This is a genomic window from Streptomyces sp. NPDC059255 (assembly GCF_042752355.1).
GTDB lineage: Bacteria > Actinomycetota > Actinomycetes > Streptomycetales > Streptomycetaceae > Streptomyces.
Window position 1 is genome coordinate 133,732 of sequence record NZ_JBHYZP010000001.1, and the last position, 25,462, is coordinate 159,193.

The 25,462-nt window shown below is 71.3% G+C and carries 22 protein-coding genes and 1 tRNA gene; 10 read left to right on the forward strand and 13 right to left on the reverse strand.

The window, feature by feature from the left end:
* Positions 1-9: 9 nt before the first annotated feature.
* The 7 genes from ACFXKG_RS00610 to galU all read right to left on the reverse strand — a co-directional run bounded on the left by ACFXKG_RS00610 (position 10) and on the right by galU (position 5,581).
* Positions 10-83 (reverse strand) — tRNA-Ala (locus ACFXKG_RS00610).
* A 106-nt stretch (positions 84-189) separates the two neighbouring features.
* Positions 190-1,341: a gephyrin-like molybdotransferase receptor GlpR gene (glpR, locus tag ACFXKG_RS00615; protein ID WP_384830051.1), complete on the reverse strand. Its 1,152-nt coding sequence runs from the start codon at positions 1,339-1,341 to the stop codon at positions 190-192.
* Between the two features lie 142 nt (positions 1,342-1,483).
* On the reverse strand, positions 1,484-2,107 hold the full coding sequence (locus ACFXKG_RS00620) for a GNAT family N-acetyltransferase (RefSeq protein ID WP_384830053.1): 624 nt from the start codon (positions 2,105-2,107) through the stop codon (positions 1,484-1,486).
* Entirely contained in the window at positions 2,104-2,643 is a 540-nt protein-coding gene (locus ACFXKG_RS00625; RefSeq protein WP_384830056.1) for a molybdenum cofactor biosynthesis protein B, read from the reverse strand. The genes ACFXKG_RS00620 and ACFXKG_RS00625 overlap by 4 nt, the downstream gene beginning before the upstream one ends.
* Positions 2,640-3,239: a cyclic pyranopterin monophosphate synthase MoaC gene (gene moaC / locus ACFXKG_RS00630; protein ID WP_384830059.1), complete on the reverse strand. Its 600-nt coding sequence runs from the start codon at positions 3,237-3,239 to the stop codon at positions 2,640-2,642. Before moaC ends, ACFXKG_RS00625 begins: the two co-directional genes overlap by 4 nt.
* A 71-nt stretch (positions 3,240-3,310) precedes the next feature.
* Entirely contained in the window at positions 3,311-4,675 is a 1,365-nt protein-coding gene (gene glp, locus ACFXKG_RS00635) for a gephyrin-like molybdotransferase Glp (protein WP_384830062.1), read from the reverse strand.
* A 3-nt stretch (positions 4,676-4,678) separates the two neighbouring features.
* Positions 4,679-5,581, reverse strand: a complete 903-nt coding sequence (galU, locus tag ACFXKG_RS00640) for a UTP--glucose-1-phosphate uridylyltransferase GalU (RefSeq protein ID WP_384830065.1) — start codon at positions 5,579-5,581, stop codon at positions 4,679-4,681.
* Between the two features lie 102 nt (positions 5,582-5,683).
* Between galU and ACFXKG_RS00645 the strand changes: the two genes are divergently transcribed.
* Positions 5,684-6,307, forward strand: a complete 624-nt coding sequence (locus ACFXKG_RS00645) for a 5-formyltetrahydrofolate cyclo-ligase (RefSeq protein WP_384830068.1) — start codon at positions 5,684-5,686, stop codon at positions 6,305-6,307.
* A gap of 68 nt (positions 6,308-6,375) precedes the next feature.
* Here the strand turns inward: ACFXKG_RS00645 and ACFXKG_RS00650 are convergent, their stop codons facing one another.
* Positions 6,376-9,234, reverse strand: a complete 2,859-nt coding sequence (locus tag ACFXKG_RS00650) for a penicillin acylase family protein (protein ID WP_384830071.1) — start codon at positions 9,232-9,234, stop codon at positions 6,376-6,378.
* Between the two features lie 313 nt (positions 9,235-9,547).
* On the opposite strand from ACFXKG_RS00650, the gene ACFXKG_RS00655 reads away from it, so the two are divergent.
* The 6 genes from ACFXKG_RS00655 to ACFXKG_RS00680 all read left to right on the forward strand — a co-directional run bounded on the left by ACFXKG_RS00655 (position 9,548) and on the right by ACFXKG_RS00680 (position 15,903).
* The gene (locus ACFXKG_RS00655) at positions 9,548-11,101 is read left to right on the forward strand and encodes a potassium/proton antiporter (RefSeq protein ID WP_384830073.1); all 1,554 of its coding nucleotides are present in this window, start codon (positions 9,548-9,550) and stop codon (positions 11,099-11,101) included.
* 331 nt (positions 11,102-11,432) lie between these two features.
* Entirely contained in the window at positions 11,433-12,875 is a 1,443-nt protein-coding gene (locus tag ACFXKG_RS00660) for an MFS transporter (protein ID WP_384830076.1), read from the forward strand.
* 66 nt (positions 12,876-12,941) lie between these two features.
* Positions 12,942-13,322, forward strand: a complete 381-nt coding sequence (locus ACFXKG_RS00665) for an FmdB family zinc ribbon protein (RefSeq protein WP_384830079.1) — start codon at positions 12,942-12,944, stop codon at positions 13,320-13,322.
* Positions 13,323-13,448: 126 nt separating this feature from the next.
* Positions 13,449-14,282 (forward strand): S-methyl-5'-thioadenosine phosphorylase, encoded by an 834-nt coding sequence (locus ACFXKG_RS00670; RefSeq protein ID WP_384830082.1) that lies wholly within the window; start codon positions 13,449-13,451, stop codon positions 14,280-14,282.
* Positions 14,283-14,652: 370 nt separating this feature from the next.
* Positions 14,653-15,189 (forward strand): hypothetical protein, encoded by a 537-nt coding sequence (locus tag ACFXKG_RS00675; RefSeq protein WP_384830085.1) that lies wholly within the window; start codon positions 14,653-14,655, stop codon positions 15,187-15,189.
* Positions 15,190-15,462: 273 nt separating this feature from the next.
* A complete protein-coding gene (locus tag ACFXKG_RS00680) occupies positions 15,463-15,903 on the forward strand; it encodes an MscL family protein (RefSeq protein ID WP_384831692.1) in 441 nt (146 codons plus the stop codon).
* A gap of 76 nt (positions 15,904-15,979) precedes the next feature.
* Here the strand turns inward: ACFXKG_RS00680 and ACFXKG_RS00685 are convergent, their stop codons facing one another.
* Positions 15,980-16,207 carry a hypothetical protein gene (locus ACFXKG_RS00685; protein WP_384830088.1) on the reverse strand — a complete coding sequence of 76 codons (228 nt, stop codon included), beginning with the start codon at positions 16,205-16,207 and terminating at the stop codon, positions 15,980-15,982.
* A 196-nt stretch (positions 16,208-16,403) separates the two neighbouring features.
* Here ACFXKG_RS00685 and ACFXKG_RS00690 point away from each other — a divergent pair, with 196 nt between their 5' ends.
* Both ACFXKG_RS00690 and ACFXKG_RS00695 read left to right on the forward strand, forming a co-directional pair.
* Positions 16,404-17,435, forward strand: coding sequence for a P1 family peptidase (locus ACFXKG_RS00690; RefSeq protein WP_384830090.1), 1,032 nt, complete (start codon positions 16,404-16,406; stop codon positions 17,433-17,435).
* 191 nt (positions 17,436-17,626) lie between these two features.
* Positions 17,627-18,484 carry a DUF6227 family protein gene (locus tag ACFXKG_RS00695; RefSeq protein ID WP_384831696.1) on the forward strand — a complete coding sequence of 286 codons (858 nt, stop codon included), beginning with the start codon at positions 17,627-17,629 and terminating at the stop codon, positions 18,482-18,484.
* Positions 18,485-18,597: 113 nt separating this feature from the next.
* Here ACFXKG_RS00695 and ACFXKG_RS00700 read toward each other — a convergent pair whose 3' ends face one another.
* The 4 genes from ACFXKG_RS00700 to ACFXKG_RS00715 form a co-directional block, all read right to left on the reverse strand.
* Complete coding sequence (locus ACFXKG_RS00700) at positions 18,598-20,748, reverse strand: fructose-specific PTS transporter subunit EIIC (protein WP_384830095.1); 2,151 nt, start codon at positions 20,746-20,748, stop codon at positions 18,598-18,600.
* A 100-nt stretch (positions 20,749-20,848) separates the two neighbouring features.
* Positions 20,849-21,808 carry a 1-phosphofructokinase gene (pfkB, locus tag ACFXKG_RS00705; protein ID WP_384830098.1) on the reverse strand — a complete coding sequence of 320 codons (960 nt, stop codon included), beginning with the start codon at positions 21,806-21,808 and terminating at the stop codon, positions 20,849-20,851.
* A gap of 11 nt (positions 21,809-21,819) precedes the next feature.
* Positions 21,820-22,581 carry a DeoR/GlpR family DNA-binding transcription regulator gene (locus ACFXKG_RS00710; RefSeq protein WP_384830101.1) on the reverse strand — a complete coding sequence of 254 codons (762 nt, stop codon included), beginning with the start codon at positions 22,579-22,581 and terminating at the stop codon, positions 21,820-21,822.
* A 104-nt stretch (positions 22,582-22,685) separates the two neighbouring features.
* On the reverse strand, positions 22,686-24,275 hold the full coding sequence (locus ACFXKG_RS00715) for an MFS transporter (RefSeq protein WP_384830104.1): 1,590 nt from the start codon (positions 24,273-24,275) through the stop codon (positions 22,686-22,688).
* Positions 24,276-24,337: 62 nt separating this feature from the next.
* Here ACFXKG_RS00715 and ACFXKG_RS00720 point away from each other — a divergent pair, with 62 nt between their 5' ends.
* Complete coding sequence (locus ACFXKG_RS00720) at positions 24,338-25,345, forward strand: helix-turn-helix transcriptional regulator (protein WP_384830107.1); 1,008 nt, start codon at positions 24,338-24,340, stop codon at positions 25,343-25,345.
* The last annotated feature ends 117 nt before the right edge of the window (positions 25,346-25,462 follow it).

Consider the following 25,462-nt stretch of genomic DNA (forward strand, 5'->3'; position numbering starts at 1 on the left):
TAGCTGCTGTGGACCTGAGGGGATTTGAACCCCTGACCCCCTCGATGCGAACGAGGTGCGCTACCAGTCTGCGCCACAGGCCCTTGCAACGAGTGAAACTCTAGCACCCTGTCGCCCGTGCCCGGAAATCCGTCAGCCGCTGGTCACGGTGGGCGGGCCGCCGGTCGGCCGTGGGGTGGCGGCGGGTGGTTACTCGTTGGCCGCGCGGGGGCGGGTCGCGTCTTCGTCGTACTGGTCGAAGAGCGGGGTCCTGCCGTGGTCGCGGGTGCGGCGCGGGGGTGGGGTGCGTGGGGTGGGGGCCGTGTCCGTGGCCGGTTCGGCGGTGGAGGAGCGGGCCGCGCTCCAGGTCTCCGGGTCGCCGACCTCCACGCCGCCGGTGGCGCGCGGGGCGACCGGGGCCGTGACGTACGTGGGCAGCGGGACCGGGACCGGCTCCCAGCTCTCGCCGCGAGCGGGACCGCGTTCGCGCTGCTGGTCCACCCACTCCGCGTGGTCGGTCTGCTCGACCAGAGCGCGACGGCCGGCCTCCTGGGGGGAGACCGTGACGGCCGGTTCGGGCTCGGGGCAGGGTTCCGGCTCCTGTTCGGGCTCGCGGGCCGCGGGCGCGGCCGGCTGCCGGCGGGGGGCGCGGTTCTCGCGGAGCCGCTGGGCGGCGGCCTCGGCGCGGCGCCGGTCCATGGTGAACGCGAAGCGGCGCCGCTCCTGGCCGCGCAGGTGAACGATGTACGTGCTGAGGAGTACGGCCGGGACCGCGGGCGCCCAGAGGAAGCCCAGGCCGCCGACGGCCGCGACGATCGCACCGATGGTGAAGGAGAGGAAGAGGATCATGGTGGTGCGCCGGCGGCGGGCGAGGACCTGGAGGCGCTGCGCGCGCCGGGCCCGTTCGGCCGGAGTGCCCGCGGGGCGCGCGCGCCGCTTGGCCGCGGGGTGCTCGGGGGCCGGACGGAGCTCGGGGTGGGGCGTGGGGTGGGGTGCGGGAACGGGCGCCGCGGACCTGGGCTGTACCGGCCTGGCCGGCGCGGGGATCTCCGCGCGGACGCTCATCCGGAGTTCGGTGTGGTCCGGGGGCGCGGCGAAGGACCGGACGTCGACGGAGCTCATCGACTCCGTACGGCTCTCCGGTTCCGCGTCGGTCCCCGCCCCTTCGGCGGCCCGCCCCTGAAGCTCCTTGGCGTAACGGCGCTCCATGGCCGCCCTTCCGGACAGCAGCCGGATGGCGGTGCTGAAGCGTTCCGTCGGACGCGCCTCGTTGAGCTCGTCCTGCCTGCGGAGCCACATCGGCACCAAATAGGCGGCCCAGGCCCCGACGATGACTGCGTAGATGAGGCCGCTGCTGCTCACGGTTCACACCGTAGAGGGGTTCGCACGAGGGCATCGGCCAATTGAGCCGGTGTGTCGCACGATCCGGCTGATACCACGGACTTTTTTTATGATTGTTCGTATCGGTTTATGTTCGTATGGAACGCGATATCGAATAAGTGTTTCATTTTCTTGTCGTTCCGGGGCGGGCCCGGTGCCACCGGTGGACCAGCCCCTCGGGGACCTCCTCCGACGTGAGCACATAGACGAGATGGTCCCGCCAGGCCCCGTCGATGTGGAGATAGCGCGGCCGCAGCCCCTCCTCGCGGAAGCCGAGCTTCTCGACGACGCGGCGGCTGGGCCCGTTCTCCGGGCGGATGCAGATCTCGACGCGGTGCAGCCCGACCATCCGGAAGCAGTGGTCCACCGCGAGCGCGACAGCCGTCGGCATCACGCCGCGGCCCGCCACCTCGCGGTCCACCCAGTAGCCGACATGACCGGAACACATCGAGCCCCAGGTGATCCCGGCGACCGTGAGCTGACCGACCAGCCGCCCCTGGTACTCGATGACGAACGGCAGCATCCGGCCCGCGCCGGCCTCGGCGCGGAGATGGCGGACCATCTGGCGGTACGTGGGGCGCTGGGCGGCCGGGCCGCCGGGGGGAGGCGGCGGAATCGTCGCCTCCCAGGGGCGCAGCCAGTCGCGGTTGCGCCGGTTCACCTCACGCCAGGCGCGCTGGTCGCGCAGTCTTATGGGGCGGAGGGTCACCTCACCGTCCACCAGCATCGCGGGCCAGGCCGGGTTCATCCGGAGACGCGGGGGTGATCGCCGCCGCGGAGCTGGTCCACGGCGTGGACCAGCAGCCGGTCGAGCACGGCGAGTCCGTCGCGTACGCCGCCGGTCGAGCCGGGCAGGTTCACGATCAGGGTCCGCCCCGCGACGCCCGCCAGGCCGCGGGAGAGCGCCGCGGTGGGGACCTTCGTGGCGCCCTCGGCGCGGATCGCCTCGGGGATGCCGGGGATCTCGTAGTCGAGCACGCGGCGCGTGGCGTCGGGGGTGCGGTCGGTGGGCGAGATGCCCGTACCGCCGGTGGTGAGGATCACGTCGTACGTGGCGGCCACGCCGTCGCGCAGGGCCTGTTCGACCGGGTCGCCGTCGGGGACGACCCGGGGGCCGTCGACGGCGAAGCCGAGCGCGCCGAGGCCGTCGGCGAGGAGCGGGCCGCCCTTGTCGGCGTAGACGCCCGCGGCCGCCCGGTTGGACGCCGTGACGACCAGAGCCCGGTACGGCGCCGGGGAGGCGACGCCGCGCGGTGCGGGCGGCCCGGATGGTGTGGTGCTCATGCCGTGCCTCCGGCCGCCGCGTCACCGGCCGCTTCCGGGCGGCTCCAGGTGCCGGACCGGCCGCCGGTCTTCTCCTCGACCCGTACGTCCGTGATGACCGCGCCCTTGTCGACGGCCTTCACCATGTCGACCACCGTCAGCGCGGCCACCGAGACGGCGGTCAGGGCCTCCATCTCGACGCCCGTGCGGTCCGTGGTCTTCACCGTGGCCAGGATCTCGACCGCGTCGTCCGCGACCGAGAGGTCGAGCGTGACGCCCGAGACGGCCAGCGGGTGGCAGAGCGGGATGAGGTCCGGGGTCCGCTTGGCGCCCATGATGCCCGCGATACGGGCCGTGGCCAGGGCGTCCCCCTTCGGCACTCCCCCGCTCCTGAGCAGTTCGACGACGCGCGGCGAGACCAGCACCCGGCCGCTGGCGCGTGCGGTGCGCGCCGTGATCTCCTTGGCGGAGACGTCGACCATCCGGGCGGCGCCCGACTCGTCGATGTGGGTCAGGTGTTCCTGTCCCGCATCGGTCAGGCCGTCCTGACCGCTCGTGCCGCTCTGTTCGGCCTGCTGAGGGTGTCCGGGGGTCGCCCCCCGGGAAAACACGGTCATTCGCTGTGGCGCTCCCGGTCCGGGCCCGACAGGGCCTGTGTGGGCAGATACGGTACCGCCACAGCGGGGCGTCAGCCGATCAGAACCACCTCGACCTCCGTGCCCGGCTCGACGGTGACCGTCTCCTCGGGGATGACGATCAGCGCGTCCGCGTGGGCCAGGGCCGCCACGAGATGGGAGCCCGCGCCGCCGACCGGGACGACGGCGCCCGCCTCGGCGTCGTACGTACCCCGCAGGAACTGGCGGCGGCCCGCCGGGGACGAGAGCGTCCCCTCCGCCTTGAGCGTCGCCCCGACCGTCGGACGGTGCAGGTCCTCCAGGCCCATGAGGGCGCGGATCGCGGGACGGGCGAACAGCTCGAAGGAGACGTAGCACGACACCGGGTTGCCGGGGAACGCGAGCAGCGGGGTGTGCTCCGGGCCGATCGAGCCGAAGCCCTGCGGCTTGCCGGGCTGCATCGCGACTCTGCGGAAGTCGATACCGCTGCCCGCCTCGTCCTCGTCCCCCACGGAGGAGAGCGCCTCCTTGACGACGTCGTACGCCCCGACGCTGACGCCGCCCGTCGTGACGACCATGTCGGCGCGGATGAGCTGGTCCTCGATCGTGGCGCGCAGGGTGTCCGCGTCGTCGGTGACGGCGCCGACCCGGTAGGCGAGGGCGCCCGCGTCCCTGGCGGCGGCCGTGAGGGCGAAGCTGTTGGAATCGTGGATCTGACCCTCGCCGAGCGACTCGCCCGGCTGGACCAGCTCGCTCCCGGTGGAGAGGACGACCACGCGCGGGCGCGGGCGGACCCGGACCCTGCCCCGGCCGATGGCGGCCAACAGGCCGATCTGCGGCGGGCCGAGGACCGTACCGGCCTTCAGGGCGAGGTCGCCGGCGCCCACGTCGCTGCCGCGGGCGCGGACATGGGCGCGGGCCTCGGCCGAGCGGTGGACCCGTACCTCACCGCTCGCGCCGACCCCTCCCTCCCCGGCGGGCCGCATGGAGGTGGCCGCGCCGGCGCCCGTACCGCCGTCGGTCCACTCGACCGGGACGACGGCCTCGGCGCCGGGCGGCAACGGGGCTCCGGTCATGATCCTTGCGGCCTGCCCGGGGCCGACCTCGGGGAGCGCGCCGCTGCCCGCGGCCACGTCCCCGACGACGGTCAGCACGGCGGGGAATTCCTCTGTCGCCCCCGCCACGTCGGCCGTACGGACCGCGTACCCGTCCATGGAACTGTTGTCGAAGGGCGGCAGCGCGACCGGAACCGTGACGTCCTCCACGAGGACGCAGCCCTGGGCATCGAGCAGTTGCAGCTCGATGGGGTCGAGGGGACGGACCGCGGCGAGGATGTCCGCGAGATGGTCCTCCACCGACCAGAGGCGGTCCTGCCCGGAGGCCGGGGCGGCGGCCGGGTCCGGGGCAGGCGCGGGTGCCGGTTCTGCCGAGCTGCTCAAGTGCTACATCTCCTCGCTGACGTAACTGCGGAGCCAGGTCCGGAAGTCCGGGCCCAGGTCTTCACGTTCGCACGCGAGTCTGACAATGGCACGAAGATAGTCGCCCCGGTCACCGGTGTCGTAGCGCCGCCCCTGGAAGACGACGCCGTGGACCGGTCCGCCGATCTTCTCGTCCGCGGAGAGCTGCTGGAGGGCGTCGGTGAGCTGGATCTCCCCTCCGCGGCCCGGCTCGGTCGTGCGCAGTATGCCGAAGACGGCGGGGTCCAGCACGTAGCGGCCGATGATGGCGTAGTTGCTGGGGGCGTCGGCGGCGTCGGGCTTCTCGACCAGGTCGTGCACCTTGACCACGTCGGTGTCGCCCGTGGGCTCCACGGCGGCGCAGCCGTACAGATGGATCTGCGCCGGATCGACCTCCATGAGGGCCACGACACTGCCTCCCTCGCGCTCCTGGACCTCGACCATGCGCGCGAGCAGCGGGTCGCGCGGGTCGATCAGGTCGTCGCCGAGCAGGACCGCGAAGGGCTGGTCCCCGACGTGCGGGGCGGCGCACAGGACGGCGTGCCCGAGGCCCCTGGGGTCGCCCTGGCGTACGTAGTGCATGGTGGCGAGGTCGCTGGACTCCTGGACCTTCGCGAGGCGCCCGGCGTCGCCCTTGCGGGTCAGCGCCTGCTCCAGTTCATAGTTCCGGTCGAAGTGGTCCTCAAGAGGGCGCTTGTTGCGGCCGGTGACCATGAGGACGTCGGAAAGCCCCGCGGCCACCGCCTCCTCGACCACGTACTGGATCGCCGGCTTGTCGACGACCGGCAGCATCTCCTTGGGCGTGGCCTTGGTGGCGGGAAGGAACCGGGTGCCGAGGCCGGCGGCGGGGATGACAGCCTTGGTGATCCTGGAGGGCGAATGAGTCATGGCGCGGAGCCTATCCGGTGATTATGGGCGGAAGATGATGTTTCGGTTAACTTTCGCCTCATGTAAGCCCATAGGAGAGATACGAGAGGTTTGTGACGCCCCATGAGCGACGACGCTCCCGCCGCGCCGGGAAAGAGTGCTCTGCGAGGTGAACTCCTCGCCGCGCGCGGGCTGCTGTCCGGTGAAGACGTACGGAAGGCCGCGGAGGTTCTCTCCCGGAGGGCACTGGATCTGCCGGACCTCGCTCGCGCCCGTACCGTCGCGGCCTACGTGTCGGTCGGACGCGAGCCGGGCACGCGCGCGCTGCTCGATGCGCTGCGGGCACGGGGCGTCCGGGTCCTGCTGCCGGTGCTGATGGCCGACAACGATCTCGACTGGGCCCGCTACGAGGGCGCTGAACGGCTCGTGAGGGCCGGACGGGGGCTGCTGGAGCCCGACGGGCCCCGGCTGGGCCCGGAGGCCGTCCTGGAGGCGGAGGCGGTCCTGCTGCCCGGTCTCGCGGTGGACGGGCGCGGGATGCGGCTGGGCCGGGGCGGCGGCTCGTACGACCGGGTGCTGAGCCGGCTGGCACGTGCGGGGGCCGCGCCGTCCCTCGTGGTGCTGCTGTACGCGAACGAGGTGGTCGCGCGGGTCCCGGAGGAACCGCACGACCACCCCGTACAGGCCGTGGTGACACCGGAGGGCGTCAGACACTTCCGATCATCCGACGGCCCGACGACCAGGTGAACGGGTGACCGGGTGAACCCGGGCGGGCCGAGCGCGGGAAGAACCCGCGAGCCCGCGGAGCCCGAGCCCTACGGTTCGAGCGTCAGCGTGTCCTTCGTGGCGCTCTGCACCGCGTTGGGGGTGTAGGCCCAGTCGAGCAGCTCGCCCTTGGCCCACTTGTCCGTCTGGTCGGTGTAGTGCGCGCCGTACGCGTGCCCCGAGGCGCCCGTCAGGTTGATCCAGCGGGACTTGTCCCACTCCCCCACGTTGACGACCATCCGCATGGACGGCACCCAGACGACCTCGTAACCGCCCGCCGCGTTCCAGCCGGTCGCGTTGACCGCCGCCTCGCCGCCGCCGAGGTTCCACGGGCCGCGGTTGAGCATCTCCTTGAGGAAACCGGGTCCTTCGGTGCCGAGGGTCTGGTTCTCCAGCTGGAGCTGGTGCAGACGGCCCCAGCTCCAGCTGGAGACATCCTTGCCGAGCTTGGCCGTCAACTCCCAGCGCGCGTCGGTCATGGCGCGCTTCAGGAGCCCGTCACGGGTCGTCGTGGCGGCGTCCTTGCGGCTCTTCGGAGAGCTCCACCAGGAGTTGTCCTCGTCCTTGATGATGCCGCGCACCACCTCGTACCAGCGGTCACCGCCGTCCGGCTGCGCCTCTTCGGGGTCGCGCTGGCCGCACTCCCGTACGAGCTGGTCCTGGCCGTCCACCGGACCGGTCGAGTCTGCGGAACGCACATTGAGGCACTCACCCTTGACGCGTACCTCCTTGGGAAGCTTGTTCCCGAAGGCCAGCTTGAGGACGTTGCGCCAGACGGCGTTGAAGTAGGCGGCGGCACCCGAGTCGGGCTCCTGGGTGTAGTCCCAGCCTTCGAGGAGCTTCTGCGCCTCGCGGATGGCCGGGTCCGGGACATCGATCTTCAGCAGATACGGCATCAGCACCTTGGCGATCTCGCTGGTGTTGTCCATCTGCATGGTCTGCATGTCGTCGGTCGAGATCTTCCCGCCGTCCTTGGTCTTCGACTCTATGAGGTCGTTGATCCGCTGGCTGCGGGCGCCGTAGCCCCAGTCCTCGGTCAGCAGGTACGGGTACTTCTCCGCGTTCACGACAGCCTGGTTGGCGGTGACGATGTAGCCGCGCTCGGGGTTGTACTCGTACGGCAGCTCGTCGAAGGGGATGTACCCCTTCCACTTGTACTTCGGGTCCCAGCCCGGCGCCGGCATCCTGCCGTCGCCCTCGGCCCGGACCGGGATCCGGCCGGGCGCCTGGTAACCGATGTTGCCCTTCTCGTCGGCGTAGATGAGGTTCTGCGAGGGGACCTCGAAGTGCTCGGCGGCCTTGCGGAAGCCGGCGAAGTCCTTGGCCCTGTTGAGCTCAAAAACGGCGTCCATGGACTTGCCGGGCTGGAGCGCGGTCCACTCCAGGGAGACCGCGTAGCCGGTGCCCCGGTCCGGGGCGACATCGCCCACCGGCGCCTTCTCCCCGACCTTCTCCAGCTCGCTGTTGCGGTCGGAGACCACGGGACCGTGGTCGGTCGAGCGGACCGTGATCTCCCTGCTGGCGCCGCCGGCGACCTTGATGGTCTCCTCGCGGATCTTGAACTTCTTCTTCTCCGAGCCGTACTGGTACGTGTCGCCGCTGACCTTCTCCAGGTAGAGGTCGGTCACGTCGGCGCCCAGGTTGGTGAAGCCCCAGGCGATCTCCTTGTTGTGCCCGATTATCACTCCGGGAAGACCGGCGAAGGTGTAGCCGGCGACGTCGTACTTACAGGTCGCCGAGACGCTGCGGCAGTGCAGCCCCATCTGGTACCAGAGCGAGGGGAGCTGCGGCGCGAGGTGCGGGTCGTTGGCGAGGAGGGGCTTGCCCGTCGTCGTGTACTTGCCGGAGACGACCCAGGAGTTGGAGCCGATGCCGCTGCCGTTCGGGCCGAGCAGGGAGGGGATCTCGTCCAGGGTGCCGGAGAGGGCGCCGAGCTGCGCCTCGAAGCCCTGGGTGGCGGCGCCGGCCTCGTCGGTGCCGCCGTCGGTGCTGATTCCGGTGCCTGTGCCGGTACCCGTACCCGTACCGGTGCCTGTGCTGCCGTCCGTGCCTACGCTGCCGCCGGTGCCGGTGCCGGTGCCGGTCCCTGTGCCCGTGCCCGTGCCGCCGTCGGTGCCCGCGCTGTCGCCGGTGGGCTGGGCTCCGGGGTCGTACGCGCCCGTGACCGGGTCGATCCCGCCCTCACTGACGACGGGCTTGTTCCGGTCGTACGGGTACGCCGGGTACAGGTCCTTGATCTCCTGCTCGCTCAGCCGGCTGGTCAGCAGCGAGCGGTCTATCTCGTCCTTCATGTTGCCGCGCAGGTCCCAGGCCATCGCCTTGAGCCACGCCACCGAGTCGACCGGGGTCCACTTCTCGGGCGTGTAGTCGTTGGTGAAGCTCAGGGCCGCGTACTCGACCGAGATGTCCTTGCCGTCACGGCCCTTGAGGTACTCGTTGACGCCGTCCGCGTACGCCTGGAGGTACTTCTTGGTCTCCGCCGACAGCACGGTGTCGTACTCGCGTTGGGCGACTCCGCGCCAGTCCAGGGTGCGCAGGAAGGTGTCGGTCTTGACCTGCCCCTTCCCGAACATCTCGGAGAGCCGGCCGGCGGTCATGTGCCGCCGTACGTCCATCTCCCAGAAGCGGTCCTGCGCCTGGACGTACCCCTGCGCGCGGAACAGGTCGGCGTCGCTGTTCGCGTAGATCTGCGGGACGCCGTAACTGTCGCGCCGGACGTCCACGGGTCCTGACAGGCCCTTGAGCGTGACCTTCCCCGTGGTCTGGGGGAAGGAGGCACGGACCGTACTGACGCCCCAGAACGCGCCATAGCCGACACCCGCGACAAGCGCCAGCACCAGGACGATCACGATCAGACGGGCGCGTCGCCCCTTCTTTTTGACGGAAGGGGGGGCTGTGTTGGCGGGCATCGCTGTCCTTCGAGGGGCAGGGTGGTCCTGGAATGCTGGAGCAACCATAGGCGCAGGGGTTCCACGCCCCCGACTCGGTGTCATGTAGTGCGACTGATCCGACGATCACAGAATGATCACACAGAGACTGACACATGGATTCCCCTGCTAATTCACCACCCTTCGCCCTTGTCGTACCGCCTCGTACGCCCGACGCACCCGTCAACCGCGATGGAAATCACATCAACGCTCGTACTGGCGATCGAAAGCGTCAAGAAAACGTTAAAGATTAGGTAAGGTAACGAAGTACCGGCTCCCGGAGGAACGATCCGGCGTGCGCGAGGGGAAGGATCGGCCGCTGTCTGTTCACCATCTCAATGAACTGCTGCTCATCAGCTCGCTCGTGCTGCTGATCGCGGTCGCCGCCGTCCGGATCTCGTCGCGGAGCGGCCTCCCCAGCCTGCTGCTGTACCTGGGGATCGGTGTCGTCATAGGGCAGGACGGCCTCTTCCACGTGAAGTTCGACAACGTCGAACTGACCCAGGTCATCGGCTATGCCGCGCTGGTGGTGATCCTGGCGGAGGGCGGCCTGGGCACCAAGTGGAAGGAAGTGAAACCGGCCCTGCCCATCGCCGCCGCCCTGTCGACGGTGGGGGTCGCGGTGAGCGTCGGCGTCACGGCGTCCGCCGCCCACTATCTGATCGGCCTGGACTGGCGGCAGGCGCTGATCGTCGGGGCCGTCGTCTCCTCGACGGACGCCGCGGCGGTCTTCTCCGTGCTGCGCAGGGTCCCGCTCCCGTCCCGGGTGACGGGAGCGCTGGAAGCCGAGTCCGGCTTCAACGACGCCCCCGTGGTGATCATGGTGGTCGCGCTCTCGGCGGCGGGCCCGGTCGAGCACTGGTACATCCTCGTCGGCGAGATCGCCCTGGAACTGGCGATCGGCGCCGTCATCGGACTGGCGGTCGGCTGGGCGGGCGCGTACGGGCTGAAGCACGTGGCCCTGCCGGCCTCCGGGCTCTACCCGATCGCCGTGATGGCCATCGCGGTGTCGGCGTACGCGGTCGGCGCCACGGCGCACGGCAGCGGCTTCCTCGCCGTGTACATCGCCTCCATGATCCTCGGGAACTCGAAACTGCCGCACGCCCCGGCGAACCGCGGCTTCGCCGAGGGACTGGGCTGGATCGCGCAGATCGGCATGTTCGTCCTGCTCGGCCTGCTGGTGACCCCGCACGAACTGGGCGACGACTTCCTGCCCGCCGTGGTCGTCGGCCTGGTCCTGACCGTGGTGGCCCGGCCGCTTTCCGTCCTGATCAGTCTGCTGCCCTTCCGGATCCCCTGGCAGGAGCAGGCCCTGATGTCCTGGGCGGGGCTGCGCGGCGCGGTGCCCATCATCCTGGCGACCATTCCGATGGTCACGCAGGTGGAGGGCAGCCTGCGGATCTTCAACATCGTCTTCATCCTGGTCGTCGTGTACACGCTGGTGCAGGGGCCGACGCTGCCCTGGCTGGCGAAGGCGCTGCGGCTCAGGGACTCCTCGGAGGCGTCCGACCTGGGGATCGAGTCGGCGCCGCTGGAACGGCTGCGCGGTCACCTCCTCTCCGTGGCGATCCCCGAGGGGTCGAAGATGCACGGCGTGGAGGTCGCGGAGCTACGGCTGCCGCCGGGGTCCGCGGTCACGCTGGTCGTACGGGACGGGAAGAGCTTCGTACCGCTTCCCGCGACCGTGCTGCGCCGCGGCGACGAACTGCTCGTGGTGGCCACGGACCCGGTGCGCGACGCGGCGGAACGGCGCCTGCGGGCCGTCGGACAGGGCGGAAAGCTGGCCGGCTGGCTGGGCACGGGCAACGGGGTCGGTACGGGGGCCGGCGCGGGCGGCAAGACCCCGTGACCGCCGTCGCCCCGCCCCCTCGCCCGCCCTCTACGAACGGGCTTGCCCAGGTGCTCAGGAGACACCTGCCTGTACGATAAAGGCGCAGATGATCGGCCCCGTCCGTCGTCTGCGTCTCTCGATAATCCTTCGACATCATCTGCACTACTGATCGACCAACTCTGCCTGACGCAGTGCTGGCGCGACCGTATGGCGGCCGTGGCTGTCCCCTCAGTGGGCCCTGGTATCTACCGCAGTTCCGCGCAAGAGGACAGCTCTCGGCTGCGCCCGGCCCCGTGACCGACGGAGGCCGTACAGGGGCGCGCTACCAGGCGGCAGAAAGGCAAGGGCCGTGTCCCGCAACACGGTCGACACCGGTGCCGGTACCGGCACGGGCGCTGTCGAGGCGGAGGGCGCGACACCCCGCCCCGGGTACGGGCAGCTACTGCGCACCCCGGGCGCCTGGACGTTCCTGCTCCCGGGCTTCGCCGCACGGCAGCCCTTCGCGATGCTGACGATCGGCATCGTCCTTCTCGTCCAGCACACCACCGGCTCCTACGGCGTGGCCGGCGCCGTCGCCGCGGTGACCGGTGTGTCCATGGCGCTGTTCGCCCCGCAGGGCGGCAAGCTCGCGGACCGGTACGGGCAGCGCGCCGTGCTGGTGCCGGGCGTGATGATCCACGCGGCGTCCGTGGCGGCGCTGGTGGCGCTCACCCTGACCGGCGCTCCGCTCTGGGCGCTGTTCGCCGCGGCTCTGCCGACGGGCGCCTCCGTCCCACAGATCGGCCCGATGGTGCGCTCGCGCTGGGCCGCGCTGCTCGGCCCGGCCGAAACGCCCCCCGGGGCAGACCCCGGGTCGGTTTCGGACGCGGACGCGGGTGCGGGTGCCGATTCGGACGCGGGTGCGGATTCGGGCTCGGGCTCGGGCTCGGGCGAGCGTGGCTCGTCGTCCTTGCTGCCGACCGCCGCCGCTTTCGAGTCCGTGACGGACGAGTTCACCTTTGTCATCGGCCCCGTGCTCGCGACCGCGCTCTGCGCGGGCATCCATCCGGCGGCCGGGCTGATCGCCGAGGCCACGCTCACGCTGGTCGGCGGCCTGCTCTTCGCCGCCCAGCGCGCCACGGAGCCCCGGTCGGACCGCCATGACAGGGCGGCCGGCTCAGGCTCCCCTCGGGTATCGGCTCTTTCCGTGTCCGGCGTGCGTGTACTGGCTGTGGCCCTCCTCGGGATCGGTTCGGTCTTCGGCGGAATGCAGGTCTCCCTCACCGCGTTCGCGGAGGAGATCGGCGATCCCGGTGTGAACGGCCTCCTGTACGGGATCTTCGCGGCGGGCAACATGCTCGCCGGGATCGTCTGCGGCGCCGTGGCCTGGAAGATCGGGCCGCGCCGGAGGCTGGTGGTGGGGTACGCGGTGCTGACCGTGGCCGCCTCCGCGCTCTGGACCGTGCACTCGGTAACGCTCCTCGCCGGCCTCGGGCTGCTGGTCGGCCTCTGTATCGCTCCCGCCCTGATCACGAGCTACACGCTGGTCGAGTCGCTGGTGCCCGCCTCGGCGCGCACCGAGGCGTTCACGTGGCTGACCGGCGCGGTCGCGCTCGGGCAGGCGGCGGCGGTCACGGCCGCCGGGCAGCTCGCCGATGCCTATGGCTCGCGCGCCGGATTCGTGGTCCCGCTCGCGGGCACGGCGCTGGCGCTGGCCACCCTGGTGGCACTGCGTTCACGGCTCGCCCCGAAGGCTTCGGGACGGGTCGCCGCGCGTGGCATGAGTCACCGCGTGCCGGTGGCAGTGGACTGATCGCTCGGAATAGGTCACTATGGAGCGTCGTTAGCACTCATTGAATGAGAGTGCCAGGAGGAGCAAGTGCCGACCTACCAGTACCAGTGCACCCAGTGTGGCGAGGGCCTCGAGGCGGTGCAGAAGTTCACCGATGATGCCCTCACGGTGTGCCCGAATTGCGAAGGACGCCTGAAGAAGGTCTTCTCCGCGGTCGGCATCGTCTTCAAGGGCTCCGGGTTCTACCGCAACGACAGCCGTGGCTCGTCGTCGAGCAGCGCGCCCGCGGCGGCGAGTTCCTCGGGGTCCTCCGGTTCCGGGTCTTCCGGCTCCGGCTCCTCGGGTGCGAAGCCGTCCTCGGACTCCAAGGCCTCGGCATCCGCCTCGTCCTCTTCGAGCTCCGGCTCCTCCTCGACGAGCGGGTCATCCGGCTCGTCGAGCAGCTCCAGCGGCTCCTCGGCCGCCTGATTCTTCTCCTTTCACCGCCAGGACCCCGCCGTTCCCCACGGCCGGGGTCCTTTGCGTGACTCCGCACCGGTGGGCGCGGCAGGCCCGTACCGGATACGGGTGCGGGGGTCCCGCTACTGTGACCGGATGGTGAATGCAGAGATCGGCGTGATCGGTGGCTCCGGCTTCTACTCCTTCCTGGAGGACGTGACGGAGGTACAGGTGGAGACCCCGTACGGACCGCCCAGTGACTCTCTCTTCCTCGGTGAGATCGCCGGCCGGAAGGTCGCGTTCCTGCCCCGGCACGGGCGCTCGCACGGCCTTCCCCCGCACCGCATCAACTACCGCGCCAATCTGTGGGCCCTGCGCTCCGTGGGCGTGAGGCAGGTTCTGGGACCGTGCGCGGTGGGCGGACTGCGGCCGGAGTTCGGCCCGGGGACACTGCTCGTACCCGATCAGCTGGTGGACCGCACGAAGGCCCGCACCCAGACGTACTACGACGGGCTGCCGCTGCCGGACGGCAGTGCCTCCAAAGTCGTCCATATCTCACTCGCCGATCCGTACTGTCCCGAAGGGCGCAGGACAACTCTGGCGGCAGCGCGTGGGCGCGACTGGGAGCCGGTGGACGGCGGAACGCTCGTCGTGATCGAGGGCCCGCGCTTCTCCACGCGGGCGGAGTCACGCTGGCATGCGGCGATGGGCTGGTCGGTCGTCGGGATGACCGGTCATCCCGAGGCCGTACTCGCCCGTGAACTGGGTCTCTGCTACACCTCCATGACGCTCGTGACGGATCTGGACGCGGGGGCCGAGGCCGGCGAGGGGGTCTCCCACGAGGAGGTCCTCAAGGTCTTCGCCGCCAACGTCGACCGGCTGCGCACCGTGCTTTTCGATGCCGTGGCCGGACTGCCGTCGGACGACGCACGCGACTGTCCGTGCGCGCACGCGCTGGACGGAATCGACACCGGGATTCAACTGCCCTGACCCCGATGCACCTTGATCTTGAACTGATCCGTTGATCTTGAATCGTCGCACGATCTTGAATTGCCGCGCTCTCGCTCAGGCTACGCACGGAAGCGGGGCAATTCGACGGGTAGCACCCTGAACCACCCTTGCGGGTGAGGGAGTTATCCACAATCGGGAATTGATCCACAGGCCTCAGCGGGATCTCGGCGGCCGGTGCATCGTGAGGAGCGATCGCAGAAACTTCTCACGTCAGGCGGTGTTCGCCGTGTCCGGTTCCTTCACGCATGATCCCTCCCGCGCTCCCGCGCTTCCCCCCTACGCACACCCGCCCCTCGTCGCCCCGCGTCCCCCGTTTCTTCCGTCCGGTGCCACGCCGGAGCCGCGCGACGTGCCGCCGTTCCCCCCGCTGTGCGTGGGCGGATCGCGGCAGCGGCTGCGCAGGGTCCTGAGGAAACGACGGCGGGCGGCGGCGGCCGGTCTGGCCGTGACGGCGGCCGCGCTGGCCGCCGCCGGAGCCGGTGGCGCGGCCGGCGGCACCGCGGGCGCCGAGGCCCGAGTGGGGACCGCCCCGGGCGCCCTCAGCACGTCACCGCCGCCTTCCCGAGGACAGCGGGCTCCGCGGCCGGTGAAAATGGTGTCCGCGCCCGTGCGTATCGCCGACGCGGCGACGGTCCGGCTGCTGCGCCGGGGGGACCGTGTCGATGTGATCGCGTCCGCGGTGCCTCCGCCGGGATCCGCGGGGATCGGGGAGAGCGGGCCCGAGGCGCGTGTGGTGGCGGTGGGCGCCCGGGTCGCGGACGTCCCGAAGGCCCCGGAGATCTCGCCGGAGGGCGGGGCCCTGATCGTTCTGTCCGTGCCGCGCGCCACCGCCACGGCGCTGGCCGGAGCGAGCTCCACGTCGCGGCTGGCGGTGACGCTGTGCTGATCCGCGCGGTGTGGAGTCGGGTGCGGAGCGGCGCGACGCGGGTGAGGCCGGTTCTAGGACCTCTGCTCCGGACGGGGGTGGAGCTGGGCCGTGCGGTACGGACTCGCACTGGCGAGCTGTGGCGTCGCCTGATCGCGTGTGCGGAGTGGACAGCGCGGGCACGCGCTGCCGTAGGTTGCGGAACAGATTGTCACCCCTACAGCACATGTGAAGAAAGGCTCACTCGTGAGCAAGGAGAAGGAAAGCGTCCTGGAGGGCTTCAAGGCCTTCCTGATGCGCGGCAACGTGATCGACCTCGCGGTGGCGGTGGTCATCGGGGCGGCGTTCACCAACGTGGTGACCTCGGTCGTCAAGGGCGTCATCAACCCGGTGGTCGGCGCGTTCGGCACACAGGATCTGAACAAGTACAGCTCGTGCCTGAAGGCGCCGTGCAAGGTGAACGACGCGGGCGAGGTCGTCCGAGGCATCCCGATCATGTGGGGAACGGTGCTGAGCGCGGTTCTCACCTTCCTGATCACGGCGGCCGTCGTGTACTTCCTGATGGTGCTGCCGATGGCCAAGTACCTCGCCCGGCGCGCCAGGCAGCAGGCCGCCAAGGAAGAGGTCCAGGAGGTCATCGAGGTCAGCGAGCTGGAGGTGCTCAAGGAGATCAGGGACGCTCTGGTCGCGCAGCGCGGCACCGGCGGCAACAGCCCGGGCCGGAGCACGCCTTAGGGCCTCGCGTCGGGATCGTGCCGGGCTCGCGCGTCCTGGCGGCGCACCGTGGAGCGCCCGGCCCGGGGCGGTCGCCTCAGATGTGGTGGGGCGGCTTCTCGTCGAGGAAGCGGGCGAGATCGGCGGAGCCGCCGCCGCTGCCCGCGGGGCGGTCCCCCCAGCCGTCGTCGGTGTCGTCCGAGGACTGCTGGTCCAGCGGATCGTCGAAGATCAGCGCGGCGTGCGGACGCGGCGGCCCGGTCGGCCGACGCGGCTCTGAGGGCTGTTCCGCGGGGGCCGGCTCCGGGGTCGGGGTGGTGCTCATGCCTCCAGAGTACGGGGGCGCCCGGGCCGTCGGTGCGTACGCGGACGGGCGGTGGACGACGCCCGGGGCCGGGATCGGCCGACGCGCGCGCGGCCCACCTCCGACACCGCCGACGCCCGCTCCGCCCCGCCCTCCCCCGCCGTTTCTCCGGCGTACAGCGCTTCACTGCCCGTAGCGCGTGGTACGCATGGGGCTCATGGCATCGAATAACGCACTGACCGACGTGGCGGGCCTCCGGGTAGGGCACGCCCAGGTGGCCGGAGATCGCGCGCTCACCGGCACCACCGTCGTGCTCGCCCCGGAGGGCGGGGTGGTCACCGCCGTGGACATACGGGGCGGCGGTCCGGCCACGAAGGAGACCGACGCGCTCGACCCGCGCAACATCGTCCAGCGCACGGAGGCCGTCGTGCTGACGGGCGGCAGCGCGTACGGGCTCGACTCGGCGTCCGGTGTGATGGCGTGGCTGGAGGAGCAGGGGCGGGGCATACGGGTCGGCGCCGACCCGGGTCAGGTGGTGCCCGTCGTCCCGGCGGCGGGCATCTTCGACCTGGGGCGCGGCGGCGACTGGCGGGTCCGGCCCGACGCGGCGACGGGGCGTGCGGCGGTGGAGGCGGCGGCAGCGTCGACGGGTGGGGCACCGGTCGCGGAGGGATGCGTGGGCGCGGGGGTCGGCGCCCTCGTCGGGGCGGTCAAGGGCGGTGTGGGGACGGCGAGTACGGTCCTGGAGTCCGGAATCACCGTCGCCGCACTGATCGTGGCCAACGCGGCGGGCTCCGTGATCGATCCGCTGACCGGCGTGCTGTACGGACGTTACTTCAGCGGCCGTACGGAGTACCCGACACCTGAGGTACATCAGGCGGCGCAACGACGACTGGTCGAATTGAGCGAGCGGAACGGCCCCGCTCCGCTCAACACCACCCTGGCCGTGGTCGCCACCGACGCCGAGCTCTCCCGTGCCCAGGCGCAGAAGCTCGCGGGGACGGCGCACGACGGCATCGCGCGCGCCGTCCGTCCTGTGCATCTGCTCAACGACGGGGATACTGTTTTCGCGTTGTCGACGGGCGTCCAGCCTCTGCCCGAGGGGGATTTGCTCGCTCTCAACGCGATACTGGCAGCAGGCGCGGACGTGGTGACCAGGGCGATCGTCTCGGCCGTGCGTGCGGCGGAAGGGGTCGAGGGGCCTGGCGGGACGTTCCCTTCGTACCGCGAGTTGTACGAGCTCGACTGAGGGGCGTGTCCGGCGAGTTGGCAAGGGGCGCGCGGGAACTTCGCGTACGCCCCCTTCGTTTTCTCAAACTTAGGACGCGATGTCAGCCCTAGGCACTACGTTATGCAATCACCAAGTGACATGTGGCGACGGCCTGGAGACCCATCTTGAACGATCCCTACGAGACAACCGAGACGCACCTCGAGCGACTCCTGGGTCGGGCACTCAACTCCTTCGACCTGCCTGACGCATTGGTCGATCGACTCGACCGTGCGCTGGCGCACGCCAGCTCGCTGTGTTCCGCGCACCACAGTGCGGGGCTGCACCGCGAGACGTACCGGCACACCTATCTGCTCAACGACGGCAGCGCGCTCAGCCTTTGGGAGCTGGTGCACAACACCGGCCGGGACGGCGCGCGGCTGCATGAGCTGTACGGGGACGAGTCCGAGGCCCAGCTCGCCGCGGCGCGGCTGTGCCGTCCGGGCAGTCCGGAGGCACCGCGGCTCTCGTCGGCCGACCCGCACCAGGAGGACGACGAGGCGTACTGGGGAGAACGAGGATGCCTGGACGACGAACTCCGGGAGGAGGAACCCCGAAGTCGTGAGACGGCCATGGACGATCTCGCGACGGATCTGCTCGCGGAGCTGGAGTCGGAGCGCACGGCGGAGATCGACGCTCATCTCGCGTTGATCCGCGGACTGCGCGCGCTGCCCGCCCCGGCGTCCGCGCCGCGGCACCGGCTGTACTCACCCGACAACTCCCCGGACCACGCCCGCAGAGTGCTCCGCCGGGCGGAGAACATGGACTGCCCGGGTGAGGAGACCAAGCTGCTGTTGAAGACGGCGTTCGCGCATCACATCACGCAGGTCTTCGGCCGGCAGTGCCAAGTCGAGGGGAAGGACGCGGGGTTCATGCTCTACGAGCACGCGTTCCTGCTGATCGACGGCACCGAGATGAGTCTGTGGGAGGTGGAGCACACGGCGACGCCGGACGGCCGGCACATGTGTGAGGTGTACGGGGCCGAAGAGACGGCGCGCGAAGCCATGGAGCTCCGCGCGCGGGTTCTGTGAGGGCAGGCCGGGGCTGAGCGGACCGGGCCGGGAGGAAGGTCGTACGGCCGCCAGGGGTGGACGGACCGTACGACCTCCCGGGATGGGCACCGGGGCGGGACCGGCCGGTGGGCTCAGACGCCCACGGGCACCTTGGCCTCCGCTCCGGCGCCGCTCGCTCCGTCGGCTCCGGCCCCGGCGGCCTGGTCCGGACGGCCGGTCTTCCGTGCTCCCTTGAGCAGGGTGACCAGTCCGGCGGTGACGGCCGTACCCGCCGCGATCGCGATCAGGTAGAGGAACGGATTGCCGATCAGCGGGATCACGAAGACGCCGCCGTGCGGGGCCCGCAGCGTGCACTCGAAGAGCATCGAGAGCGCGCCGGTCACCGCGCCGCCGGCCATCGCGGACGGGATCACCCGCAGCGGGTCGGCCGCGGCGAACGGAATCGCGCCCTCGGTGATGAAGGAGGCACCGAGCACCCAGGCGGCCTTGCCGTTCTCGCGTTCGGTACGGGTGAACAGCTTGCCGCGTACGGTCGTGGCGAGCGCCATGGCCAGCGGCGGGACCATGCCGGCTGCCATCACGGCGGCCATGACCTTCAGGCTGCCCTCGTTGGGGTTGGCGAGACCGCCGACGGCGAAGGCGTAGGCGACCTTGTTGAGCGGGCCGCCCAGGTCGAAGCACATCATCAGGCCGAGGATGACGCCCAGGATGATCGCGTTGGCCCCGGAGAGGCCGGAGAGCCAGCTGGACAGGGCTTCCTGGAGCGAGGCGATCGGCTTGCCGACCACCAGGAACATCAGGAATCCGACGACCGCGGAGGAGATCAGGGGGATCACGACGACCGGCATGATGCCGCGCAGCGGGGCGGGCACCTTGACCCGCTGGATGGCCATCACCACGCCACCGGCGATCAGACCGGCGGCGAGGCCGCCGAGGAAGCCCGCGTTGATGGTGAGGGCGATGGAGCCGCCCACGAAGCCGGGCACGAGACCTGGGCGGTCGGCCATCCCGTACGCGATGTAGCCCGCGAGGACGGGCACCAGGAAGCCGAAGGCCAGGCCGCCGATCTGGAAGAGCAGAGCGGCCCAGCTCATGCTCTCCGTCCAGACGAAGTGCTCGGCGACGGAAGGGGCCTTGTTGACGGTGTAGCCGCCGATGGCGAAGCCGAGGGCGATGAGGAGACCGCCCGCCGCGACGAACGGGACCATGTAGCTGACACCCGACATCAGCCACTTGCGCAGCTTGGTGCCGTACCCCTCGCCGGGCTCTCCCGCGTCGTCCACGGGTGAGCTGTGGGCGCCCGCGGCGTCGCTGATCTCGCCGCGTTCGGCCTTGCCGCGTACCTCGGCGATGAGCTCGGCGGGGCGGTTGATGCCCGCCTTGACGCCGACGTCGACCGTCGGCTTCCCGGCGAAGCGTTCCTTCTCCCGTACGGGCACGTCGTGCGCGAAGATCACGCCGTCGGCGGCGGCGATGACGGCCGGGTCGAGCCGGTTGAAGCCGGAGGATCCCTGCGGTTCGACGACGAGTTCGACGCCGGTCTGCTGTCCGGCCTTTTCCAGGGCCTCGGCGGCCATGTAGGTGTGTGCGATACCGGTGGGGCAGGAGGTGACGGCGACGATCCGGAAGACCTGGGGAGCGGCCGGGGCGGCTGCCGGGGTGGCTGCCGGGGTGGCCGGCTGGGCCTGCGCTCCCGGTGCCCCTCCCGGTGCCTTCTCGGAGGCTGTCTCCGGGGCCTTGGCCGGCTCGGGGGCGGGGGCCGGCTCGGGGGCGGGGGCCGGCTCGGGGGCGGGGGCGGGAGCCTCGGGGGCAGCGGCGGCCTCGGGGTTGGCCGGCGTGGGCTTCTCGCCGCGGATCAGCGCGGCGGTCGCCGTCGCGTCCGTCGCCGAGCGGAGCGCCGTGGTGAACTCCTCGTTCATCAGGCGGCGGGCCAGGGCGGAGAGGATCGTGAGGTGCGCGTCGTCGGCGCCGGCCGGGGCCGCGATCAGGAAGATCAGGTCGGCGGGGCCGTCGGGGGCGCCGAAGTCGATGCCCCGCGCCGACCGGCCGAAGGCCAGCGTCGGTTCGGCGACATGGGCGCTGCGGCAGTGCGGGATGCCGATGCCGCCGTCGAGACCGGTCGGCATCTGCGCCTCGCGGGCGGCCACGTCGGCCAGGAAGCCGTCCAGGTCGGTGACCCGGCCCAGGGTCACCATCCGCTCGGCCAGCGAGCGGGCCGCTGCTTCCTTGGTCTCGGCGGCCAGGTCGAGGTCGACCAGGTCCGCGGTGATCATGTCGCTCATCGCGGGCTCCTTTGCTCGCTTATCGCGCGGGTCAGGTCCAGAAGGGGGACGGGGAGGGGAACAACGGAAAGAGGAAAAGGGGCTGGGGACGGCAAGGGGGTCATGAGGCGGGCTCCCTGAGGAGGCGGTCGAGCGGGATGTCGGCGGTCACCGTGACCGCCGCCGGGTCCAGGTCCCCGGGCGCCGGCATGACGCTGCCCGGGAGCTGTACCGCCGCCGCGCCGTGCGCGACGGCCGACGCGAGCGCCTCCGGGCCTTCGCCGCCCGCCGCCAGGAACCCGGCGAGCGAGGCGTCGCCCGCACCGACGTTACTGCGGACGGTGGTGACCGTGGCGGAGCCGAAGTACGTCCCCGCCCCGGAGACCAGGAGCTGGCCGTCCGCGCCGAGGCTGGCGAGGACGGCGGCGGCACCGTACGTGCGCAGCTCCTCCGCGGCCTTGACGGCGTCACCGACGGTCGCGAGGGGGCGGCCGACGGCCTGGGCCAGTTCTTCGGCGTTCGGCTTGACGACGTCCGGCCGCTCGCGCAGCGCGGCCAGCAGCGAGGGGCCCGAGGTGTCGAGCGCGATCCTCGCCCCCGCGTGGTGGGCGCCGGCGACCAGTTCCGCGTACCACTCGGGGGCCAGTCCGCGTGGCAGGCTGCCGCAGCAGGCGATCCAGGCCGCGGCGGCGGAGTGGGTGCGGATCTGCGTGCGCACCACGGCGAGCAGTGACTCCGACTCCTCCGCGGTCAGCTCGGGCCCCGGTGCGTTGATCTTGGTCAGGGTGCCGTCGGGCTCGGCGAGCGCGATGTTGGAGCGGGTCGCCCCCGCGACCGGCACCGGCGCGACCTCTATCCCCTGCCCGGCCAGCAGCTCCGCTACCAGCGCCCCCGGGGCGCCCCCGAGGGGCAGCACGGCGACCGTACGACGGCCGGCCGCCGCGACGGCGCGGGAGACGTTGACGCCCTTGCCGCCGGGGTCCATGCGCTCGGCGGTGGCCCGCAGCACCTCGCCACGGTCGAGGGCCGGGACCTCGTACGTACGGTCCAGGCTCGGGTTGGGGGTGACGGTGAGGATCATGCGGCGTTCTCCTAAACACACAGCACTTCGGTGCCGGCGGCCTCGATGGCCGCGACATCCGAAGCGCTGAGCCCGCTGTCGGTGATGAGCAGGTCGACATCGGCGAGCGTGCCGAAGCGCGCGAAGTGCTCCTGGCCGTGTTTGGCCGAGTCGGCGAGGAGCACCACGCGCCGCGCCGCGCCGATGACCGCGCGCTTCACGGCGGCTTCGGCGAGGTCGGGGGTGGTGAGACCGCCTTCGGGGGAGAAACCGTTCGCGCCGAGGAAGACGACATCGGCGCGGATCTCCCCGTAGGCCCGCAGCGCCCAGGCGTCGACGGCGGCGCGGGTGCGGTGCCGGACCCGCCCGCCGACCAGGTGGAGGTAGATCCCCGGGTGGTCGGCGAGGCGGGCGGCGACGGGGAGGGAGTGGGTCACGACGGTGAGCCCGCACTCCAGCGGCAGCTCGGCCACGAGCCGGGCGACGGTCGATCCGGCGTCCAGGATCACGCTGCCGTCCTGCGGCAGTTCCGCGAGCGCCGCGTGCGCGATGCGGTCCTTCTCGTCGGCGGCGGTGGACTCGCGCTCCGCGAGGTCGGGCTCGAAGTCCATCCGCCCGGCCGGTATGGCCCCGCCGTGCACGCGGCGGACGAGACCGGCCCGGTCGAGTGCCTTCAGGTCACGCCGTACGGTCTCCGCCGTGACCTGGAACTGCTCGGCAAGCGACAGCACGTCGACGCGTCCGCCCTCGCGGGCAAGGCGCAGGATCTCCTGCTGACGCTCCGGTGCGTACATGTGGGTTTACGTCCGTTCCGTGCCCGAACCTGTGGTTTCGGCGACACGCTACGCCCACATTTCTGGAAAGTAAACAGATTCGGACGAACAACGGACACGATCAGTCATTCCGCGTCGGTACCCACACCGGTTGCCGCTTCCGTGCTCGTTTCGGCGGTCGGCTCGGCGGTCGGCTCGACGGTCGGCTTCGGCGGAAGCGCGAACATCATGGTGAAGATGACCGCGAGCACGGCCACCACCCACCACAGCGCGTGCTGGAAGCCATCGGCGAAGGCCTCGTTCATCGCGCTCGCCGGCCGGTCGTCGACCACTCCGAAGAACACCACCGACACCAGTCCGAGCCCCAGCGCGTTGCCCATCTGCTGGGTGGTGTTGATCAGGCCGGACGCGGATCCCGAGTGTTCGCGCGGGACGCCCGAGAGCACCGCGTCCGTCAGCGGGGCGACGATCAGTCCCATGCCCGCGCCCATCACCACCAGGGGCAGCGCCATCTGCCAGGAGCGGATCTCCAGGCCGTACCGTCCGGCCGCGCCGATGTAGAGCAGCAGCCCCGCGATCATCGTCAGCGCGCCCGCCTGGAGGACCCCGCGCCCGAAGCGCGGGACCAGCTTCTGCACGGAGACACCGGCCGCGACCGATACGGCGAGGGAGAACGGCACCCCCGTGAGCCCCGCGTGCAGCGGGCTCCAGCCGAGACCGATCTGCATGTACAGCGTCCAGACCAGGAAGAAGATGCCCAGCGCGACCCCGAAGGTGAGCTGGACCGCGACGCCCGCGGCGAAGCTCTTCACCCGGAACAGGGACAGTTCAATCAGCGGCGACCCGTCCTTGCGGGCCTTCCTCCGCTCGTACGCCACCAGCACCGCCAGCACGCCGAGACTGCCGGCCATGCAGACATGACCCCACAGCGGCCAGCCCAGCTCGCGGCCGCGGGTGAGGGGATAGACCAGCATCAGCAGCGCGACCGTCACCAGCACCACGCCCACCAGGTCGAGCCGGAGCGCCTTGGGCGCTTTGGACTCGACGATGAACCGCCGGCCGAGCAGCACTCCGGCCACGCCGACCGGCAGATTGATGAGGAAGATCGGGCGCCATTCCAGACCGAGAAGGTTCCACTGGGTGAGCAGCGCGCCGAGCAGCGGGCCCGAGACCGCGCCGAGGCCGACGATCGCCCCGAACAGCCCGAAGACCTTGCCGCGCTCGTGGGCGGGGAAGGTGACATGGATGATCGCCAGCACCTGGGGCACCATCATCGCGGCCATGGCGCCCTGGAGCAGCCGCGAGCCGACCAGCATCTCCGGGCTGACCGCGAAGCCGCAGAGCGCGGAGGCCACCGTGAATCCGCTGATACCGATCAGGAAGAGCCGCTTGCGGCCGTATATGTCACCGAGTCGGCCACCGGTGATCAGCCCGGCGGCGAAGGCGAGCGCGTACCCGGCGGTGATCCACTGGATCGCCCCGAACGTCGCGCCGAGGTCCCGCTCGATGCTCGGAATGGCGATGTTGACGATGGTGACATCGACCAGGTCCATGAAGGCGGCCGTCATGACCACCGCCAGGGCCAGCCAGCGACGCCGGTCACCGGCCTCCGGAGCCCGCCCTGAGGGCGCTTCGAGAGCGGCGGACGACGGGGCAGGAGAGGGGGTGGGAGATGGCGCTGCCGGGGATGTCGGGGATGTGGTGGGTGAACTCATGCGCCACAAATTAGGGAGCATCCAGGTCGGAACATGTCCTAGATGACGCGCACCATGGACGCATGACCGACACCCCGGCACGGCTCCTGAGGCTGCTCTCCCTCCTCCAGACCCCGCGCGAGTGGCCGGGCAGCGAACTGGCCGAGCGGCTCGACGTCAGCGCGCGCACCATCCGCCGCGACATCGACCGGCTCCGCACCCTCGGATACCCCGTCGAGGCCACGATGGGGGCGGTCGGCGGCTACCGCCTCGTCGCCGGTGCGGCCATGCCTCCGCTGCTCCTCGACGACGAGGAGGCCGTGGCCATCGCCGTCGGCCTGCGGGCCGGGGCGGGCCACGCCATCGAGGGCGTCGACGAGGCGTCCGTACGCGCCCTGGCCAAGCTGGAGCAGGTGCTGCCGTCCCGGCTCCGGCACCGTGTCTCCACCCTCCAGACGGCGACGATGCCGCTCACCCGCGGGGACGGCACGACCATCGACCCCGACACGCTCACGGTGATGGCCGGCGCCGTCGCCGGCACCGAGCGGCTGCGCTTCGGCTACCGCTCCGGGGACGGCACCGAGACGAAGCGGCAGGTCGAGCCGTACCGGCTGGTCTCGACCGGCAGGCGCTGGTATCTCGTCGCGTACGACCTGGAGCGCGACGACTGGCGTACGTTCCGGGTCGACCGGGTCAGCGCGCCGTTCGCCACCGGTGCCCGGTTCTCCCCCCGCGAGCTGCCGACGGGGGACGCCGCACAGTTCCTGGTCCGGTCCATGTCACGGATGCAGCCCCAGGTGGACGTGGACGTCACCTTCCGGGCACCCGTCGAGTTCGTGGCGGCCCGGCTGCCGGCGCACCTCGGCGCACCCGAGTCCACCGGGCCGGACACCTGCCGGCTGCGTACGACCGTCGGCGACTCACTGGAGTGGCTGGCGCTGCGCCTGGCTCTGGTGGACTGCGAGTTCACCGCGCACGCCCCGGCCCAGCTCACCGGGTATCTGCGGGAGCTGGGGGCCCGGCTGACCCGGGCCTCCGCCGCCTCCGCGGCCTCTGCGGCATCCGAGGTCTCCGCGCCGACGACCGCCTAGCACCGACGACCGCTCAGGACGGCCACTCAGCCAGGGGGGACCCCCTGGCTACGCCCGGTGCCGGGGCAGAAGGGAGCCCCGGCACCTGGGGGGGGTTGGTGCCGGGGCTCGTCTCTG